We start from the raw sequence: 16,425 nt of genomic DNA, 5'->3' as shown, positions 1-16,425 counted from the left end.
GGGGTCGCGTCAGCGGGTTCGATAAACCCCGCGGCCCAATCTTGCCAGGGCATCGCGCAGTTCGGGGCTACCGACCGTGTCCAGCCTGCCACGAACCGTATCGGGAAGCGGCACGGCCGGGCGTGGGCGCGAGACGGGCGGGCCGGAGGGGGCCTGCTGCACGAATTTCAGGGTCTGGACCGTCACCGAGCCCAGGGCGGCGTTCACCCGGCCGATGAGCTGCGGGGCGAGGTGTTGCAGCTCCATCGCCACCGGGCCGGAGCAGCCGATGGTCAGGGTGCCGCCGGTCAGGCGCTTCGGCACGGTCACCGCCGCGATGGCCGGGCCGACGATCCCGTTCCAGTCCGCCATCAGCAGGGCGCCGGCGGGGCTGCGGCGCTTGAAGGCCGGGCGGGTCAGGCGGGGGATGAAGCCGCCCAGGGGCCGAAGGCCGAGATCGGGGCGGCGCGGATCGACCATGGCGGGAGGCATGGCCGGGGGCACCGCCACGGGCTTGGCCGGCAGCTGCGCCCCGGCCGGAGCGGCCCGGCCTGGGCGCGGTGTCGCGGGGGGGCTGGACTTCGGCCCCGACCCGCCCTCCCCTGCCCGCGTTTTGCCTGACGCCATGAACACACCCCCGCCCGCCGAGCCCCTGCTCGCCTGGTATGACCGCCACCGCCGGACCCTGCCCTGGCGCGGCGAAGGCGATCCATACCGCATCTGGCTCTCGGAGGTGATGCTTCAGCAGACCACCGTGGTGGCCGTAGGGCCGCGCTACGCCCGCTTCCTGGCGCGCTTCCCTGACGTGGCGGCCCTGGCGGCGGCGGCGTGGGAGGATGTGGCGGCGGAATGGGCGGGGCTGGGCTACTACGCCCGCGCCCGCAACCTGCACGCGGCGGCGAAGGCCGTGGCGGCGCGGGGCGGCTTCCCCGACACGGAGGCCGGGCTGCGCGAGCTGCCGGGGATCGGCGCCTACACGGCCGCCGCCGTGGCCGCCATCGCCTTCGACCGCCCCACCGTGCCGGTGGACGGGAACGTGGAGCGGGTGGTGGCCCGGCTGATGGCGATCACCGATCCCCTGCCCGGCGCCCGCCGCCTGATCGCCCCCGTCGCCGCGCGCTTCATGGAGCAGGCGGCACCACGGGCGCGGCCCGGCGATTTCGTGCAGGCGCTGTTCGACCTGGGCGCCACGATCTGCACGCCGCGCCGCCCGGCCTGCGCGCTGTGCCCCTGGCGGGAGGAGTGCCGGGCGCGCCAGCAGGGCATCCAGGAGAGCCTTCCGGCCAAGACACCGAAGGCGGCCCGCAAGCTGCGCCACGGGCTACACTTCCTGGCCCGCGATCCGGCCGGCCGCCTGTTGCTGCGACACCGCCCGCCGGAAGGCCTCCTGGGCGGCATGCTGGAAATCCCCGGCGCCCCTTGGCGGGAGGAGCCCTGGACGCTGGAGGAAGCCCTGCCTCACGCCCCCCTGCCCGGGCTGGACTGGATCTTGCGCCCCGGCCTGGCGCGGCACGGCTTTACCCATATGGACCTGGACATGCGGCTGGCCGAGGCGCCCCCCGCCGCCCTGCCCGCCCCGGAAGGGATGGCGTGGATGACGCCGGAGGCTGCCCGGGCCGCCTTGCCTACAGCGATCCGCCGGCTCCTGCCCCTGGCGGTCCCCCCGCTTGCGGAGGGTGAGGGGGCCGTGGCAAGCGATGCCCCCCGGGCGCGTGGCGCCCGGAGAAGGGGAACTTCGCCATGACCGCCATCCCATTCCTTGCCGCGCGGCCGGCGCTGCGCTTCCTGTCCATGGCCCTGCTCGGCAGCGCCGTGCTGGCGGCCTCCGCGCAGGTCACCCTGCCGATGTGGCCGGTGCCGGCCACGCTGCAGACCCTGGCCGTGCTGCTGATCGGCGCGCTCGGCGGTTCCCGCCTCGGGGCCGCGACGGTGGCGCTCTACCTCGCCGAGGGTGCGGTGGGCCTGCCGGTCTTCGCGGGCGGCGCCGGCCCGGCCGCGCTGATGGGCCCGACCGCGGGCTTCCTGCTGGGCTTCATCCCCGCGGCCGTCATCGCCGGGCAGGCTGGGCGCGGCGCGCTGCGGCAGGCGGCGGTGCTCGCGGCGGCGCACCTGGCGGTCTTCGTGCCGGGCGTGCTGTGGCTGGCTGCCCATGTCGGGCTCGAGAAGGCCTGGATGGCCGGCTTCCTGCTCTTCGTGCCGGGCACGGTCGTGAAGACGGCGCTGGCTTTCGCCACGATGCGGGCGCTGCGCCGGGGCTGATCCCGCCGCGCCACCGCTGGCTTCGGACCGCCCGCCCCGGGATACCGGGGCGGGCGGTTCCCGTTTCAGGCCCCCTGTTTCAAACTATCGCCTCCACCCCCAGCCGTGCCGCATGGCCGCGCAGGGCCTCGGCCAGCGCCGCGGGCAGGCGGACGCCATCCCTTTCCGCCCCGGCGATCAGGCGCGCCGCCTTCTCGCCGGGCAGGCGCACGGGCGCGTCGGGGTCGATCGCCGGATTCGCGTGGATGCGGTCTGCCAGGAAATCCATCTGGGCGACGAAGGCATCCCGCCCCGCGAAGGCCGCCGGGTCCAGCAACTGGAGGAAGACGCTGGCGCCCCAGCGCGTCGGCGCGTCCTTGCGGCCGTAGCCCGCCAGCCCGCCCGTCAGCGCCTCCACCAGCAGCGCGAGGCCGAAGCCCTTGTGGCCGGCATCCGTCCCGCCCAGCAGCATGAGGCTGCCGCGCGCCTCACCTCCCTCCACCACGGATGGATCGCGGCTCGGCCGCCCCTCGTGGTCGAGCACCCAGGGATTGTCGAACTGCGCGCCGGCCGCCGCCTTCTCCCGCGTCATGGAGAGGGAGGTGATGGAGGAGGAGATGTCCACCAGGACCGGGAATTCCGTTGCGGGAAAGCCGATGGCGAAGGGGTTGGGGCTGAACAGCCCCTCCTTCCCGCCGAAGGGCGCGACGATCTTCGTATGCGGGCCGGAGGAAGCGATGATCGCCAGGTAGCCGCGATCCGTCGCCTGCTTCGCCAGGGCGGCGAGGCAGCCAATATGGTGGCTCTTCCGCATCGCCAGGGTGAAGGTGCCGTGCTGCGGCAGGCGCTCGAAGCCGAGCTTCAGCGCGCGCTCCATGAGCCAGAGGCCGGGGCGGTAGCCGCCGTCCCAGACCACCGTGCCGCCGGTGTCGCGCAGCACCTCCGGCTCGCCGCTTCGCTCCATCAGCCCGCGCTCGACCTGATCCAGGTAGGCCGGCACCTGGGCAAGGCCGTGGGTGCGGCGGCCCATCATGTCCGTCAGCACGAGAAGGCGGGCGGTGCTCTCCGCCTTCTCCCGATCCAGCCCCGCCGCCGTGAAGAGGGCGGCGGCGTGGCGCGTCAGTTCCGCGGGCGGGCGGAGGAGATCCCCGGTCACCCCCCTCACTCGGCCTTGATGTTGTTGGCCTGCACGATGCGCCCGAAGGTGGTGGTGCTGCGGCCCAGCCACTCCCGGAAGGCCTCCGGCCCGTCCGTGCGCGGCTCGGCGCCGAGTTCCTTGAAGCGGGCGGCGATGGTCGGCACGGTCACCACCTCGCGCAGCGCGGCGTGCAGGCGCTCCACCAGCGGCTTCGGCGTGTTGCCCTGGACCATGATGCCCTGCCAGGTGCCGGAATCGGCCATGGGCCAGCCCAGCTCCTTGAAGGTCGGCACCTCCGGCAGCCCCTCCAGCCGGTGCTCGCCGGAGACGGCGATGCCGCGCATCTGGTTGTTCTTCACGAAGGGGATGGTGGCGGTGGCGCCGTTGACGATCAGGTCCGCCTCCCCCGTCGTCACCGCCACCAGGGCCGGGGCGCCGCCGCGATAGGGAACCTGGGTGAAGTGCCCGCCCAGGAAGGTGCCGAGCTCCGCGGAGGTGAGGTGCGTCAGGCTACCCACGCCGGCATTGGCGACGTTCAGGCCCGGATTGGCCTTGGCATAGGCCGCGAAGCTCGCGGCGTCGCGCACCGGCAGCGCCGACTTCGTCGCCAGCAGGTAGGGCGCGTAGATCAGCATGGAAACCGGCGCGAGGTCCTTCTGCACGTCGAAGGGCATGCGCGGGAAGAGCGTGGGGTTGATGGCGAGGGTGGAGACATCCATCAGCAGCAGCGTGTGGCCGTCCGGCGTGCTCTTCGCCACGGCGTCCGCGCCGATGTTGCCGGCGGCGCCGGCCCGGTTCTCGATCACCACGGTCTGGCCGAGGATCCGCGTCAGATCCGGCGCGATCAGCCGGGCCAGGATGTCGCTGGTGCCGCCCGGCGCGTTCGGCACGATGATGCGGATCGTGTGGTCGAAGCCCTGGTTCGCTCCCTGGTTCGTCCCCTGGGCGCGCAGGGCGGGCGCGGCAAGGCCGGAAAGCGCCGTGCCCGCCAGGCTGGCACGGAGAAGGTCGCGGCGGTTCATCCTGGTTGTCCCTGTTCCCGTTGCAGGCGGCTGAGGCGCCCTTGTCAGGCGGCAGACTGGCGGGGCCGGGCGATGCTTGTCCAAGCTTGAATGCGGATCGTTCGATCCACAAACTGGATCAATGTTCGAACTGAGCCAGCTTCGCTGCTTCGTTGCCGTGGCCGAGGAGCTGCATTTCCGCCGCGCCGCGGCCCGCCTCCACATGACCCAGCCGCCCCTCTCCCGGCAGATCCAGCTTCTGGAGCACGAGATCGGCTTCGCCCTGTTCCTGCGGACCAGCCGGGCGGTGCGGCTGACCCCGGCGGGGCAGGTGTTCCTGCACCAGGCCCGGCGGATGCTGCGCATGGCGGAGGGCGCGGCGCGGGAGGCGCTGCGCGTGGCGCGCGGGGAGACGGGCAGCCTCACCCTCGGTTTCACCGCCGCCTCCAGCTACGCCGTGCTGCCGCGGCTGGTGGCGCTGATCCGCCGAAGCGCGCCGGGGATCGAGCTGAACCTGCGGGAGATGGTGACGGTGGAGCAGTGGACGGCCCTGCGCGCGGGCGGCATCGATGCCGGGCTGCTGCGGCCGCCGGCGGGCGGCGTCCCCTTCCTGCGGCTGGAGCGGGAGGAGATGCTCCTCGCCCTGCCGCGCGACCACCCGATGGCGGCGGAGGAGGCGGTGGACCCGGCCGTGCTGGATGGGCAGCCGCTGATCACCTACCCGCCGGTGGAAGGGCGATACCTGCACGATCTCGTGCTGTCCGTGCTGCGGCTCTCCGGCGTGGCGCCCGGGCGGGTGCAGCATGTCAGCCAGACCCATTCCATCCTGGCCCTGGTGGGTGCCGGGATCGGCCTTGCGCTGGTGCCGCGGGCGGCGGACCGGCTGCGTCCGGTGGACGTGGTGCTGCGCCCGCTGCGCGGCACGCCGCCGCTCTCGGCGGAGCTGATCCTGGCCTGGACCGGCGCGGACAACCCGGCGCTGGAAGCCGTGCTGGCTGTGCTGCGGCGGGAGTGGCCCGAGCCGGACCAGGGCGGCGCCGCCGGGAAGCCGGAGCCCGCCGCTCAACCGGTACCCTAGGTGCGCAGGCCCGAGGCCGGGGTTCCGTTCTGCATCCCAAGGCCACGGAACCTCTGCAGGATGGCGATGGCCAGCACCCCGGCCATGACGGGCTCCGGCGGGGTGGAGACGGTGAGCCGCACCTTCATGAAGCGCCCGTTCACGACGGTGACGCAGACGCTGTCGCCCGTGGGAGTGCCGTCGCGCTGGACCATGCTGAAATTCAGGCAGCGCAGCTCGGTCGGTACATTCCCCTGCCCCAGATTCATCCCAGTATTGAACTTCACCGACCGGTAGATCCCCGCCCGCACGGCGGCGTTCAGTTCGGCCGTGGTCGTCCGCAATTCGTCCAGCACGTCCGGACTCGCGCCGCCCTCCGGCGCGCGGGGCCGGCCGCGGTCGTAGATATAGACCGTGAGCGCGATGCGCTCGCCATTTGCGGGGGCGTAGCGCACGCCGGCACCGAGGCCCGCGCCGCCGGGCTGTCCCTCAAAGTTGAGAGGGTTGCCGACCCGGCGGAAGCCATCGAATTCCACCGGCAGCGCCCCGCCTTCCTCCTGCGGCGTCGAGCGGGATGCCGGGGCGCTGTCGCCCGTTCCCGCGCAGCCCGTCAGCAGCAGGAGGGCGAGGACAACCGGGAGGAAGCGCATCAGCCCATCCGTCGAAGGAGGTGTCTGCCAGCCCCTGGCAGGGCGCCGGATCAGGAGCCCGGTGCCAGTTCCTGGCGCAGCTCGTCAATCACACGCAACGAGCCATCACGGCGCTCGATGTGCCAGAAGGTCCAGCCGTTGCAGGAGGGTGCCTCCTGCACGGCCGCGCCGACCTGGTGGATGCTGCCGGCCACCCGGCCGCAGCGCAGCGTGGCGTCCGCGCCCACCTCGGCCATCCAGCGGCGGTGCCGGTCCCACAGCTTCGTGCCGGGGGGAACCAGGCCGCGCTCCACCAGCGCGCCGAAGGGAATACGGGGCTGGTCGCGCTTCGCCGGCAGGGCCAGGGCGATGCTCTCGGAGAGCGGCTCCACCGCCGCGATCCGCGCCTCGGCGGCGTCGGCATAGCCCTCGTCGCGCTCCAGTCCGATGAAGCGGCGACCCAGGCGCTTCGCCACCGCCGCCGTGGTGCCGGTCCCCAGGAAGGGATCGAGGATCACCTCGCCGGGTGCGGTGCAGGAGAGGATCACGCGGTGCAGCAGCGCCTCCGGCTTCTGCGTGGGGTGCAGCTTCCGGCCGTCCTCCCCGCGCAGCCGCTCACCCCCGGTGCAGAGCGGGATGAGCCAGTCGCTCCGCATCTGCTTGTCGTCGTTCATCGACTTCATGGCGGCGTAGTTGAAGCGGTAGCGGCTCTCCTCCCCCCGCGCGGCCCAGATCAGGGTCTCGTGCGCGTTGGTGAAGCGGCGGCCGCGGAAGTTCGGCATGGGGTTGGACTTGCGCCACACCACGTCGTTCAGGATCCAGAAGCCGAGGTCCTGCAGCGCGACGCCGAGGCGGAAGACGTTGTGGTAGGCGCCCATCACCCAGATGGTGCCGTCCTTGCGCAGGATGCGGCGGCACTCCGCCAGCCATTCCCGCGTGAAGGCGTCATAGGCCGCGAGGTCGTCGAAGCGGTCCCACTCCTCGTCCACGGCATCGACGAGGCTGTCATCCGGGCGGCGCAGCGCGCCCTTGAGCTGAAGATTGTAGGGTGGGTCCGCGAAGATGGCGTGGACGGAGGCCGGTGGCAGGCGCTTCAGGCTCTCGATGCAATCGCCGCGCAGGACAGAGTCCAACGGCAGGTCCAGCCCGGTTCCCAAACGCGCCATCAGCTCCGAATCCCTGTCGGCGGCGGCGTCGCGTCCCCGCGTCGCGCCGCGCCGAGCCCCCTTCCCACCATGCCCATGGCCGAGTCGCCCGGTCAAGGCGCGACTCAGGACAAGGCCAGAACGGCTTGATCCACCGGGCTGAATCCGCGTCGGTGGTGCGGTGTCGGGCCCAGGCGTGCCAGCGCGGCGCGGTGCGCCGGCGTCGGGTAGCCGGCATGGCGGGCGAAGCCGTAATCGGGCCAGCGCGCGCCCAGCCGCGCCATGGCCCGATCCCGCACCACCTTCGCCATGATGGAGGCGGCGGCGATGGACAGGGACAGCCCATCCCCGCCCACCACGCAGCGCACCGGGCAGGACAGGCGCGGCGGCGCATTGCCGTCCACCAGCGCCAGCGCGGGCGGCAGCGGCAGGCGGGAAACGGCGCGCAGCATGGCCAGATGCGTCGCGCGCAGGATGTTCAGCGCCCCGATCTCCGCCGCGCTGGCCGCGCCGACGCCGATCAGCACGGTGCCCTCCGCCCGCGCCGCCAGCAGCGCGTCATGGGCGATCTCGCGGCGGTTGGCGTCCAGGCGCTTGCTGTCGTCCAGCAGCGCGGCGAGCTCCGCCGGCGGATGGCCGGGGAAGATCACGGCCGCGGCCAGCACGGGGCCGGCCAGCGGGCCGCGCCCGGCCTCGTCCACCCCGGCCACCGGACCGTCATGGGCGGCTTCCAGCGCGAAGTCGGGCCGGGTCGTCGGGCGGGGCTTGGCGGCCATTTCCGCTATCTAGAGGGTCAGCCCCCCGTCCACCAGAAGGGTCTGGCCGTTCACCATGGCGCCGGCGCAGCCGAGGAAGAGCACCACCTCCGCGATGTCTTCCGGCACGCAGCGGCGGCCGAGCGGGCAGTTCTCGATGGACTGGCGCCGCTGGGCATCCGTCCACTCGATCTGCCAGGTGCTGTCCACGGCGCCCGGCGCCACGGCATTCACCCGGATCTCCGGCCCCAGCCCGCGCGCGAGGTGGCGGGTGAGCGCGATCACCCCGGCCTTGCTGGCGGCATAGGCCATGGAGGAGCCGCGCCCCGTCATGCCCGCGACGGAGGCGATGCTCACCACCGCGCCGCGCGCCTCCCGCAGGGCCGGCACGGCCGCACGAGTGGTGCGGAACAGGCCCTTGAGATTGGTGTCCAGCACCGAATCCCACAGCTCGTCCGTGATCGCGTCCAGTTCCCGGCCGGGGATGGTGCGGACGGTTCCGGGGGTGCCGGCGTTGTTCACCAGCAGGTCCAGCCGGCCGAGCGCGGCGACGGCCGCCTCCACCATGGCGGCCTCGGTGCCGTCTCCGATGGCGCCGGGCGCCTCCAGGATGCGGGCGCCGGTGGCGCGCAGCTCGGCCGCGGCCTCCGGCCCGCGCGGGTCGCCGGGCAGGAAGTTCACGGCCACGGCGCACCCGTTCTCTGCCAGGGCGCGCGCGGTGGCGAGGCCGATGCCGGAGGCGGCGCCTGTCACCAGGGCCGCGCGGCCCTCCAGGTCATAGCGGGGCATGGTGTTTCCTCCTCCCCGGAAGGGTCGCCCCGGCCGGGGGATCGGGCAAGCCGCGCCGGCTACTTCTCGCCGAGCACCCGCGCCAGCCGTGCCACCGCCTCCCGCGCCAGGCCGGGGCTGACGGCGAAGCAGATGCGCACGAAGCCTTCCCCTTCCGGTCCGAAGGCGGTGCCGGGGGCCACGCCCACCTTCGCATCCCGCAGCAGGCGGAAGGCGAGGTCCAGGCTCGTCTCGGCCGTGTCGATCTTCGCCATGAGATAGAAGGCGCCCTCGGGCTGGAAGACCGTCACGCCCTTCAGGCGGGAAAGCCCCTCCACCATGATCGCGCGGCTGTCCGCGCAGCGGCCGACCATGGTGCGGATGAAGGCGTCGCCCTCCTCCAGCGCCGTGACGCAGGCGTGCTGGATGAAGGTGGGGATGGAGGTGGTGTTGTACTGGGCCAGCTTGGAGAAGGCGCCCGTCAGCCCGTCGGGGAAGATGATCCAGCCGGCGCGCCAGCCCGTCATCGCCCAGTTCTTGGAGAAGGTGTTGGTGACGATCAGCCGGTCCCGCGGCGTGGTGATCTGCAGGAAGGAGGGCGCGATCGCGTTGCCGTAGGTGAAGTGGGAGTAGACCTCGTCCGAGAGGATCCAGAGGTCCCGCGCACGGGCCAGCTTGAGCAGCGCCTCCATCTCCGCCAGCGGCATCACCCAGCCAGTGGGATTGGAGGGGGAGTTCACCACCACCATGCGGGTGCGGGGCGTGATCGCGGCCTCGATGTCCTCGATCGGCAGAGAGAAGCGGCCATCGGCGCTGCGGCGATAGGGCACGGTGACGGGGACGGCGCCGTTCACCCGGGCGGCCTCGGCCAAGTTGGGCCAGTTCGGGGTGGGGATGATGATCTCGTCGCCCGGCTCCAGCAGGGCCTGGCAGGCCTGCATGATGGCGTTCATGCCGCCGGCGGTGATGGCGAAGCGCTCCGGCGTCACCTCCACGCCCCAATGGCGGCGGTGGTAGTCGGACAAGGCCTGGTGAAGCTGGGGAATGCCGCGGGAATAGGTGTAGCGGGTCTCGCCGGCCAGCATGGCCTTGTGGGCGGCCTCCACCACGAAGTCCGGGGTGGGCAGATCGCCCTCGCCGATCCAGAGCTTCACCACGTCCGGGTCGTCCCGGCCCCGGTCCGCGACGAGGCCGATCTGGCTGGTGCCCACGCTCTTGATGTGCGCGGGAAGGGTTTCGGCCAGGTCGGCTTCGAGGCTAGGGGCGACGCTCATGCGGGACAATCCTCTTGGGCCGCCCTGGGAGCGGCCGATAAGGCCCCTTCTGCCGCCATGTGGCCCGGTGCGGAAGGGGCCTCAGAGACCCCGCTCTATGAACTCGTCCCCCGGCCCGAGCAGTTCCGCCGCGCCCCCACGCAGAAGCTGCCGGGCTGCCCCGTCTGCCCGCAGCACGGCGTCCAGAAAGGTGACCGAGAGCGCGGCAGCCCTGGCGTGGTAGGTGCTGTCGGCCCAGCGACCCCCGGCCTCCGCCTCGTCGGCAAAGGAGGCGTGGGCGGCGCCGTTCAGCACGGCCAGGGCGCCGGGATTGCGGGATTCCTCGAAGGGCGCGCGGCGGGCGGGGGCGCGGATGCCCTCGATGAAGCCGTGATCCTCGGTCCCGGTAATGTGCAGCATCGGCACGGCGAAGCCGCCATAGGCCAGGCGCGGCGGCAGGCCGATGGCGGGAATGGGCGATAGGGCGACGCCGGCCTTCAGCCGCGGATCGGGCAGGCCCAGGCCGCGGTCCCCACCGGGCAGGCGCTCGCCCAGCATGTGCTGCACCGTCCAGGCACCGAAGGAGTGGCCGGCCATGGCCAGGCGCCCGGGATCGGCGCGGTCGGGCAGGTTGTTCAGCGCGAACTGGCTGTCCAGCAGCCGGTCCAGCGCCGCCTGTACGTTCAGCGCCCCGGCCGCGAGACCAATCATACGATCCCCGCCGCCGCGCCAGAGGCTGTCGTCAGAGCCGATATGCTGGAGATGGACCGCGAGGTAGCCCCTCTCCGCCAGCGCGCGGCCGAGATAGGCCAGCCCCTCGCGGGAGCCGCCGAGGCCGTGGGAGATGAGGATCGTAGGCGCCGGGCCGGTGCCGGCGGGCTCACGGATGAGGACGGGGATGTCGCGCGCGCGTGCGGCATCCCGCCAGATGGTGCGGGATTCGGTGATGCGGGCCTCCGTCGGGCGCGGTTCGGCCGAGCAGCCCGCCGGGGCGAGCATCAGCGCGGGCGCCGCGAGCAGCGCCCGGCGGCGTGTCACAGCGGGATGTCGTAGGTCCGCCAGGGCGTCAGCTTCGCCACGCGGTCGTAGACCGCGCGGGCGCGGCTGTTGTCCTCGGCTGTGATCCAACGGATGACGCTCCAACCGCGGCGGCGGCCTTCCTCGGCAAGGGCTTCGATGAGCGCATCGGCAACGCGCTTGCCCCTCATCTGGGGATCGACGAAGAGATCGTCCAGGTAGCCGCCGGTTGTTGCCGAAAGCGGGCGGGCGAAGCCGCGGAAATGCGCCAGGCCCACGGCGCGGCCCTCCGCATCCTCGGCGACAAGGCCGTTCGTCTCATGCGCGGGGTCGTGGATCCAGGACCAGACGCGGTCGCGCATCTCGGGCGTCTGCGTCACGCGGTAGAACTCGGCATAGCCGGCGTAGAGCTTGTCCCAGTCGGCACGGTGCCGCTGCTCGACGGGGAGGATGCGGATCTCGCTCATGTCGGGTCCTTCAGGCGGAGGTCGAGCCGGCCGGCGGCCTGCAGCGCCAGCAACAGGGCCGAAACATGCATGGCCTGCGGCAGCAGTCCATCCCGCAGCCCCGCCAGCACGCGCGGGATTGGCCACAGCTCCACCGTGATGTCCTCCCCCGCCTCATGCGCCGTGGGATGGGTGTGCGTGGCGTCCAGCGCCAGCACGGTGCGGGAAAGGTTGCGGTGCGTGGCCGTGTTCGGGCTCAGCGCGCCCACGGAGCGGTATTCGGCGGCGCTGTAGCCGGTTTCTTCGCGCAGCTCGCGCGCGGCGGCCGCGCATTCATCGGCATCCGCCGGGTCGATGGCGCCGGCCGGCAGTTCCAGCACCCAGGCCCGGGCGCCGTGGCGGTACTGGCGGACCAGCACCAGCTCGTCCGCCGGCGTGATCGCCACCACCTGCACCCAGTCCGGGTAGGACAGGCTGTAGAAGGGGTCCAGCACGTTCCCCTTCGAATCCCGCACCGCATCCGCGCGCAGCTCGATCCAGCGATCGCGGACCACGGTGCGGGAGGAGAGCACCTCCCAGAGGGGCGGTGTCACTCCGCCGCCACCTTCGGGTGCTCCTGGTACGCCTCCAGCGGCGCGCAGGTGCAGGCCAGGTTGCGGTCTCCATAGACATTGTCCACGCGCTTCACCGGCGGCCAGTACTTCGCGGCCGCCACCCAGGGCAGCGGGAAGGCGGCCTGCGCGCGGGTGTAGGGGTGGGCCCAGGCCTCCGCCGTCACCTCCTCCGCCGTGTGCGGGGCGTTCTTCAGCGGGTTGTCGGCCTTGTCGGCCACGCCCTGCTCCACGGCGCGGATCTCCGCGCGGATGGCGATCATCGCCTCCACGAAGCGGTCCAACTCCTCCTGCGGCTCGCTCTCGGTCGGCTCCACCATCAGCGTGCCGGCAACGGGCCAGGACATGGTGGGGGCGTGGAAGCCGAAATCCTGCAGGCGCTTGGCGATGTCCTCCACCAGCACGCCGCCGCCCTGCTGGAAGCCGCGGCAGTCCAGGATGCACTCATGCGCCACCATCCCCGCCACCCCGCGGTAGAGGACGGGGTAGTGCCCTTCCAGGCGCTTTGCGACGTAGTTGGCATTGAGGATGGCCACCTGCGTCGCGCGCGTCAGCCCGGCCGCGCCCATCATGCGGATATAGGCGTAGGAGATGGGCAGGATGCCCGCGCTGCCGAAGGGCGCGGCGGAGACGGGGCCGAAGCCCGTCTCCGGCCCGGCCTCGGCCAGCATCGGATGGTTCGGCAGGTGCGGCGCCAGATGCGCCGCAACGCCGATCGGCCCCACGCCCGGCCCGCCGCCGCCATGCGGGATGCAGAAGGTCTTGTGCAGGTTCAGGTGGCAGACATCGGCGCCGATCGCGGCCGGGCTGGTGAGGCCGAGCTGCGCGTTCATGTTGGCGCCGTCCATATAGACCTGCCCGCCGGCCGCGTGCACGGCATCGCAGATCGTGCGGATGCCCTCCTCGAACACGCCGTGGGTGCTGGGATAGGTGACCATCAGGGCGGAGAGGTTGGCGGCGTGCGCCTCGATCTTCGCGCGCAGGTCGTCCAGGTCCACGTTCCCGTCGCGGTCGCAGCCCACCACCACCACGCGCATCCCCGCCATCACGGCGGAGGCGGGGTTGGTGCCATGCGCGGAGGACGGGATGAGGCAGATGTCGCGATGCCCCTCCCCGCGCGCCCTGTGATGGGCGCGGATGGCGAGGAGCCCGGCATACTCGCCCTGGCTGCCCGCATTCGGCTGTAGGGAAACCGCCGCGAAGCCCGTGCAGGCACAGAGCCAGGATTCCAGGCGCCGGATCATCTCGATGTAGCCCTGCGCCTGATCCGCCGGGGCGAAAGGATGGATCTCCGCGAAGCCGGGGAAGGTCACGGGGATCATCTCCGCCGTGGCGTTCAGCTTCATCGTACAGGATCCCAGCGGGATCATGCTGCGGTTCAGCGCGACATCCTTGTCCTCCAGCCGCTTCAGGTAGCGCAGCATCGCGTGCTCGGACCGGTGCGCGTGGAAGACGGAAGCGGTGAGGAAGGGCGTGCGGCGGGCCAGGGCGGCGGGCAGGCGCTCGGTTGCGGTCAGCGCATCCAGCCCCGCACGCTCGTATCCCGCCACCTCGCAGAGCGCGGAGATCAGCGCGATCAGGTCTTGCCGCGTCACCGTCTCGTCCAGCGCGACCGCGACGCAGCCCGCATCCACGCGGCGCAGGTTGAAGCCGGCGCGCAGCGCGGCCTGCATCAGCGCCTCGGCCTTGTCGCCGGCCTCGATCGCCACCGTGTCGAAGAAGCTCTCATGGCGCAGCGTGAAGCCGGCGCGGATGGCCGCATCGGCCAGCAGGCCGGCCAGCAGATGCGCGCGGCGGGCGATGCGCGTCAGCCCCTCCGGCCCGTGCCACACGGTGTACATGCCGGCCATCACGGCCAGCAGAACCTGCGCCGTGCAGATATTGCTCGTCGCCTTCTCGCGGCGGATGTGCTGCTCGCGGGTCTGCAGGGCCAGGCGCATGGCCGGGCGGCCGGCGGCATCGACGGAAACGCCGACGAGGCGGCCAGGCATCAGGCGCTTCAGCCCGTCCTTCACCGCCATATAGGCGGCGTGCGGCCCGCCATAGCCCATGGGCACGCCGAAGCGCTGCGTGCTGCCCACGACCACGTCCGCGCCCATTTCGCCGGGCGGGCTGAGGAGTGTCAGCGCCAGGATATCGGCCGTGACGATGGCGAGAGCGCCCGCCTTCTGGGCGGCGGCGATCTGCGGCGCGATGTCGCGCACCTCGCCCGTGGTGCCGGGGTAGGAGAGGACAACGGCGAAGGGCTTCAGGGCCGCGTAGTCGTCCGTGACCTCCACCGTGATGCCCAGCGGCTCCGCGCGGGTTCGGAGAACGGCCAGCACCTGCGGGTGCAGGTCCGGCGCCACGGCCAGCACGGTGGACTTGCCCTTATGGGCGGCGAGCGCGAGCGCCATGGCCTCGGCCGCCGCCGTCGCCTCGTCCAGCAGGGAGGCGTTGGCGACGGGCAGGCCCGTCAGGTCGCACACCATCGTCTGATAGTTGATCAGGGCTTCCAGGCGGCCCTGGGCGATCTCCGCCTGATAGGGCGTGTAGGCCGTGTACCAGCCCGGGTTCTCCAGCACATTCCGCAGGATCACCGGCGGAGTATGCGTGCCGCTGTAGCCGCAGCCGATCAGCGACTTCACCCGCGCGTTCCGCTCGGACAGCGCGCGCAGCTCCGCGATCGCCTCCCACTCGCCCACGGGCGGCGGCAGCGCGTCCAGGTGGCTGTCCCGGATGCCGGCGGGCACGGTGCGGGCGGCCAGCTCGTCCAGGCTTCCTGCCCCCACCACCTTCAGCATGGCGGCGATCTGCTCCTCGCCCGGCCCGATATGGCGGGTGGCGAAGGCGGCGTGATCCTCCAGCGCCGCCAGCTTCTCCAGCGCGCTCAATGCGCCTCCTCCGCGTGCTTCGCGTAGGCCTCCGCGTCCATGAGCTTGCCGATCTCGGACGTGTCCTTCGGCGTGATGGTGAAGAACCAGCCCTCGCCCATCGCCCCGCTGTTCACCAGGGCGGGGTTGTCCACCAGCGCCTCGTTCACGGCGGCGACGGTGCCGGAGATCGGGGCGTAGATGTCGGAGGCGGCCTTCACGCTCTCCACCACCGCCACGGCCTCCCCGGCCGTCACCTCGCGCCCCACCTCCGGCAGGTCCACGAAGACCACGTCGCCCAGGGCGCTCTGCGCGTGGTCGGAAATGCCGACAACGGCCACGTCGCCGTCCAGGCGCACCCACTCATGGCTCTCGGCGAAACGGGTCTCGCTCATGCGATGGCTCCTGTGCTGATTGACGGGGTGCGCTTGTAGCGATGCGGGATGAAGGGCGTCGGCGCGGTCCGGGCGGGCAGCGCCCGGCCGCGGACCATCAGTTCAAGCGCCGTGCCATCCCCTGCATGGGCGCGGGCGACGTAGCCCATGGCAACGGGGGCGTTCAGGCTGGGGCCGAAGCTGCCGCTGGTCACCTCCCCCACCGGCAGGCCGTTCAGGGCGATTTCCGTGTGCGCCCGGGCGGGCTGGCGGCCCTCGGGCAGGATGCCGACGCGCAACCGCTTGGGGCCGTTGTCCAGCTCCTCCCGCACCCGCTCCGCGCCGGCAAAGTCCCAGGCCATGCGGCGGCGCTTGCCCAGGCTGAAGGTCAGCGCCGCCTCTACCGGGGAGGTGGTCTCGTCGATGTCCTGGCCGTAGAGGGGCAACCCGGCCTCCAGCCGGAGACTGTCCCGCGCGCCGAGGCCGGCGGGGGCCGCGCCGGCGGCCAGAAGGGCCCGGGCCACGGCCTCGGCACCCTCGGCGGGGACGCCGATCTCGAACCCGTCCTCCCCCGTGTAGCCGGAGCGGGTGACCAGGGCGGGGATGCCCGCCACAGGGGTTTCCAGCACGCCCATGAAGGGCAGCGCGGCCACGCCCTCGGCCAGCCCGGCCAGGATCGCCTCCGCACCCGGCCCCTGCAGGGCCAGCAAGGCACGGTCCGGCCGCGGCACGATCGAGACGCCGGGCGGCAGCGCGGCGCCGATAGCTTCCACGTCCACCGCCTTGCGGGAGGCGTTGAGGACGAGGAACAGCCGGTCGCCGAGATTGGCGACCATGAAGTCGTCGATGATGCCGCCCGCCCCGTTCAGCAGCAGGGCGTAGCGCTGGCGGCCTGGCTTCAGGGCCTGGACCTCGGCTGGCGTCACCCGTTCCAGCGCGGCCGCGGCGCCTTCCCCGCGCAACTCCGCCTGGCCCATGTGGGAGACGTCGAACAGGGCCGCGCCGGACCGGCAGGCCAGGTGTTCGGCGATGATGCCCGCCGGATATTGAACGGGCATGGCATAGCCCGCGAAGCCCACCATGCGCCCGCCGAGTTCGCGGTGCAGGCCGGCCAGCGGCGTTTCGAGCAGTGTTTCGTTTTCGGCCACGCATCCCCCAGGGC

At 72.4% G+C, this 16,425-nt stretch carries 17 protein-coding genes; 3 read left to right on the top strand and 14 right to left on the bottom strand.

Annotated elements, in window-relative coordinates:
• Positions 1 to 9: 9 nt before the first annotated feature.
• The gene (locus J5Y10_RS00625) at positions 10 to 489 is read right to left on the bottom strand and encodes a DUF721 domain-containing protein (RefSeq protein WP_342452794.1); all 480 of its coding nucleotides are present in this window, start codon (positions 487 to 489) and stop codon (positions 10 to 12) included.
• Positions 490 to 604: 115 nt separating this feature from the next.
• Here J5Y10_RS00625 and J5Y10_RS00620 point away from each other — a divergent pair, with 115 nt between their 5' ends.
• Both J5Y10_RS00620 and J5Y10_RS00615 read left to right on the top strand, forming a co-directional pair.
• Positions 605 to 1,723, top strand: coding sequence for an A/G-specific adenine glycosylase (locus J5Y10_RS00620; RefSeq protein ID WP_245214162.1), 1,119 nt, complete (start codon positions 605 to 607; stop codon positions 1,721 to 1,723).
• Positions 1,720 to 2,238: a biotin transporter BioY gene (locus tag J5Y10_RS00615; RefSeq protein ID WP_209369749.1), complete on the top strand. Its 519-nt coding sequence runs from the start codon at positions 1,720 to 1,722 to the stop codon at positions 2,236 to 2,238. The genes J5Y10_RS00620 and J5Y10_RS00615 overlap by 4 nt, the downstream gene beginning before the upstream one ends.
• Before the next feature lie 79 nt (positions 2,239 to 2,317).
• On the opposite strand, the gene J5Y10_RS00610 is transcribed toward J5Y10_RS00615, so the two are convergent.
• Together J5Y10_RS00610 and J5Y10_RS00605 are read right to left on the bottom strand one after the other, a co-directional pair.
• Positions 2,318 to 3,373 (bottom strand): Ldh family oxidoreductase, encoded by a 1,056-nt coding sequence (locus tag J5Y10_RS00610; protein ID WP_342452793.1) that lies wholly within the window; start codon positions 3,371 to 3,373, stop codon positions 2,318 to 2,320.
• 5 nt (positions 3,374 to 3,378) lie between these two features.
• Positions 3,379 to 4,377 (bottom strand): Bug family tripartite tricarboxylate transporter substrate binding protein, encoded by a 999-nt coding sequence (locus tag J5Y10_RS00605; RefSeq protein WP_209369748.1) that lies wholly within the window; start codon positions 4,375 to 4,377, stop codon positions 3,379 to 3,381.
• A 121-nt stretch (positions 4,378 to 4,498) separates the two neighbouring features.
• Here J5Y10_RS00605 and J5Y10_RS00600 point away from each other — a divergent pair, with 121 nt between their 5' ends.
• Positions 4,499 to 5,434, top strand: coding sequence for a LysR family transcriptional regulator (locus J5Y10_RS00600; protein ID WP_209369747.1), 936 nt, complete (start codon positions 4,499 to 4,501; stop codon positions 5,432 to 5,434).
• On the opposite strand, the gene J5Y10_RS00595 is transcribed toward J5Y10_RS00600, so the two are convergent.
• The 11 genes from J5Y10_RS00595 to gcvT all read right to left on the bottom strand — a co-directional run bounded on the left by J5Y10_RS00595 (position 5,431) and on the right by gcvT (position 16,411).
• Positions 5,431 to 6,063 carry a hypothetical protein gene (locus tag J5Y10_RS00595; RefSeq protein ID WP_209369746.1) on the bottom strand — a complete coding sequence of 211 codons (633 nt, stop codon included), beginning with the start codon at positions 6,061 to 6,063 and terminating at the stop codon, positions 5,431 to 5,433. The genes J5Y10_RS00600 and J5Y10_RS00595 overlap by 4 nt on opposite strands.
• A gap of 50 nt (positions 6,064 to 6,113) precedes the next feature.
• Entirely contained in the window at positions 6,114 to 7,208 is a 1,095-nt protein-coding gene (locus J5Y10_RS00590) for a site-specific DNA-methyltransferase (protein WP_209369745.1), read from the bottom strand.
• Positions 7,209 to 7,312: 104 nt separating this feature from the next.
• The gene (gene rnhB / locus J5Y10_RS00585) at positions 7,313 to 7,963 is read right to left on the bottom strand and encodes a ribonuclease HII (RefSeq protein ID WP_209369744.1); all 651 of its coding nucleotides are present in this window, start codon (positions 7,961 to 7,963) and stop codon (positions 7,313 to 7,315) included.
• 9 nt (positions 7,964 to 7,972) lie between these two features.
• Entirely contained in the window at positions 7,973 to 8,731 is a 759-nt protein-coding gene (locus tag J5Y10_RS00580) for an SDR family NAD(P)-dependent oxidoreductase (protein WP_209369743.1), read from the bottom strand.
• A gap of 59 nt (positions 8,732 to 8,790) precedes the next feature.
• Positions 8,791 to 9,984, bottom strand: coding sequence for a pyridoxal phosphate-dependent aminotransferase (locus J5Y10_RS00575; RefSeq protein ID WP_209369742.1), 1,194 nt, complete (start codon positions 9,982 to 9,984; stop codon positions 8,791 to 8,793).
• 81 nt (positions 9,985 to 10,065) lie between these two features.
• Positions 10,066 to 11,001, bottom strand: coding sequence for an alpha/beta hydrolase family protein (locus J5Y10_RS00570; RefSeq protein WP_342452792.1), 936 nt, complete (start codon positions 10,999 to 11,001; stop codon positions 10,066 to 10,068).
• Positions 10,998 to 11,447: a GNAT family N-acetyltransferase gene (locus J5Y10_RS00565; RefSeq protein ID WP_209369741.1), complete on the bottom strand. Its 450-nt coding sequence runs from the start codon at positions 11,445 to 11,447 to the stop codon at positions 10,998 to 11,000. The genes J5Y10_RS00570 and J5Y10_RS00565 overlap by 4 nt, the downstream gene beginning before the upstream one ends.
• Entirely contained in the window at positions 11,444 to 12,019 is a 576-nt protein-coding gene (locus J5Y10_RS00560) for an NUDIX hydrolase (RefSeq protein ID WP_209369740.1), read from the bottom strand. The genes J5Y10_RS00565 and J5Y10_RS00560 overlap by 4 nt, the downstream gene beginning before the upstream one ends.
• On the bottom strand, positions 12,016 to 14,910 hold the full coding sequence (gene gcvP, locus J5Y10_RS00555; RefSeq protein ID WP_209369739.1) for an aminomethyl-transferring glycine dehydrogenase: 2,895 nt from the start codon (positions 14,908 to 14,910) through the stop codon (positions 12,016 to 12,018). Before gcvP ends, J5Y10_RS00560 begins: the two co-directional genes overlap by 4 nt.
• The gene (gcvH, locus tag J5Y10_RS00550) at positions 14,907 to 15,284 is read right to left on the bottom strand and encodes a glycine cleavage system protein GcvH (protein WP_209369738.1); all 378 of its coding nucleotides are present in this window, start codon (positions 15,282 to 15,284) and stop codon (positions 14,907 to 14,909) included. Before gcvH ends, gcvP begins: the two co-directional genes overlap by 4 nt.
• Entirely contained in the window at positions 15,281 to 16,411 is a 1,131-nt protein-coding gene (gene gcvT / locus J5Y10_RS00545; RefSeq protein WP_209369737.1) for a glycine cleavage system aminomethyltransferase GcvT, read from the bottom strand. Before gcvT ends, gcvH begins: the two co-directional genes overlap by 4 nt.
• Positions 16,412 to 16,425: the final 14 nt, after the last annotated feature.

The sequence above is a fragment of the Roseomonas indoligenes genome, assembly GCF_017813365.1.
Lineage (GTDB): Bacteria > Pseudomonadota > Alphaproteobacteria > Acetobacterales > Acetobacteraceae > Roseomonas > Roseomonas indoligenes.
This window is presented reverse-complemented; position numbering and strand designations above follow the sequence as displayed.

Bases quoted from the DNA above. Each gene is read 5' to 3' on its own strand.
- J5Y10_RS00620 (WP_245214162.1), top strand. From the start codon at position 605: ATGAACACACCCCCGCCCGCCGAGCCCCTGCTCGCCTGGTATGACCGC.
- J5Y10_RS00615 (WP_209369749.1), top strand. From the start codon at position 1,720: ATGACCGCCATCCCATTCCTTGCCGCGCGGCCGGCGCTGCGCTTCCTG.
- J5Y10_RS00605 (WP_209369748.1), bottom strand. From the start codon at position 4,377: ATGAACCGCCGCGACCTTCTCCGTGCCAGCCTGGCGGGCACGGCGCTT.
- J5Y10_RS00600 (WP_209369747.1), top strand. From the start codon at position 4,499: ATGTTCGAACTGAGCCAGCTTCGCTGCTTCGTTGCCGTGGCCGAGGAG.
- J5Y10_RS00595 (WP_209369746.1), bottom strand. From the start codon at position 6,063: ATGCGCTTCCTCCCGGTTGTCCTCGCCCTCCTGCTGCTGACGGGCTGC.
- J5Y10_RS00590 (WP_209369745.1), bottom strand. From the start codon at position 7,208: ATGGCGCGTTTGGGAACCGGGCTGGACCTGCCGTTGGACTCTGTCCTG.
- rnhB (WP_209369744.1), bottom strand. From the start codon at position 7,963: ATGGCCGCCAAGCCCCGCCCGACGACCCGGCCCGACTTCGCGCTGGAA.
- J5Y10_RS00580 (WP_209369743.1), bottom strand. From the start codon at position 8,731: ATGCCCCGCTATGACCTGGAGGGCCGCGCGGCCCTGGTGACAGGCGCC.
- J5Y10_RS00575 (WP_209369742.1), bottom strand. From the start codon at position 9,984: ATGAGCGTCGCCCCTAGCCTCGAAGCCGACCTGGCCGAAACCCTTCCC.
- J5Y10_RS00565 (WP_209369741.1), bottom strand. From the start codon at position 11,447: ATGAGCGAGATCCGCATCCTCCCCGTCGAGCAGCGGCACCGTGCCGAC.
- gcvH (WP_209369738.1), bottom strand. From the start codon at position 15,284: ATGAGCGAGACCCGTTTCGCCGAGAGCCATGAGTGGGTGCGCCTGGAC.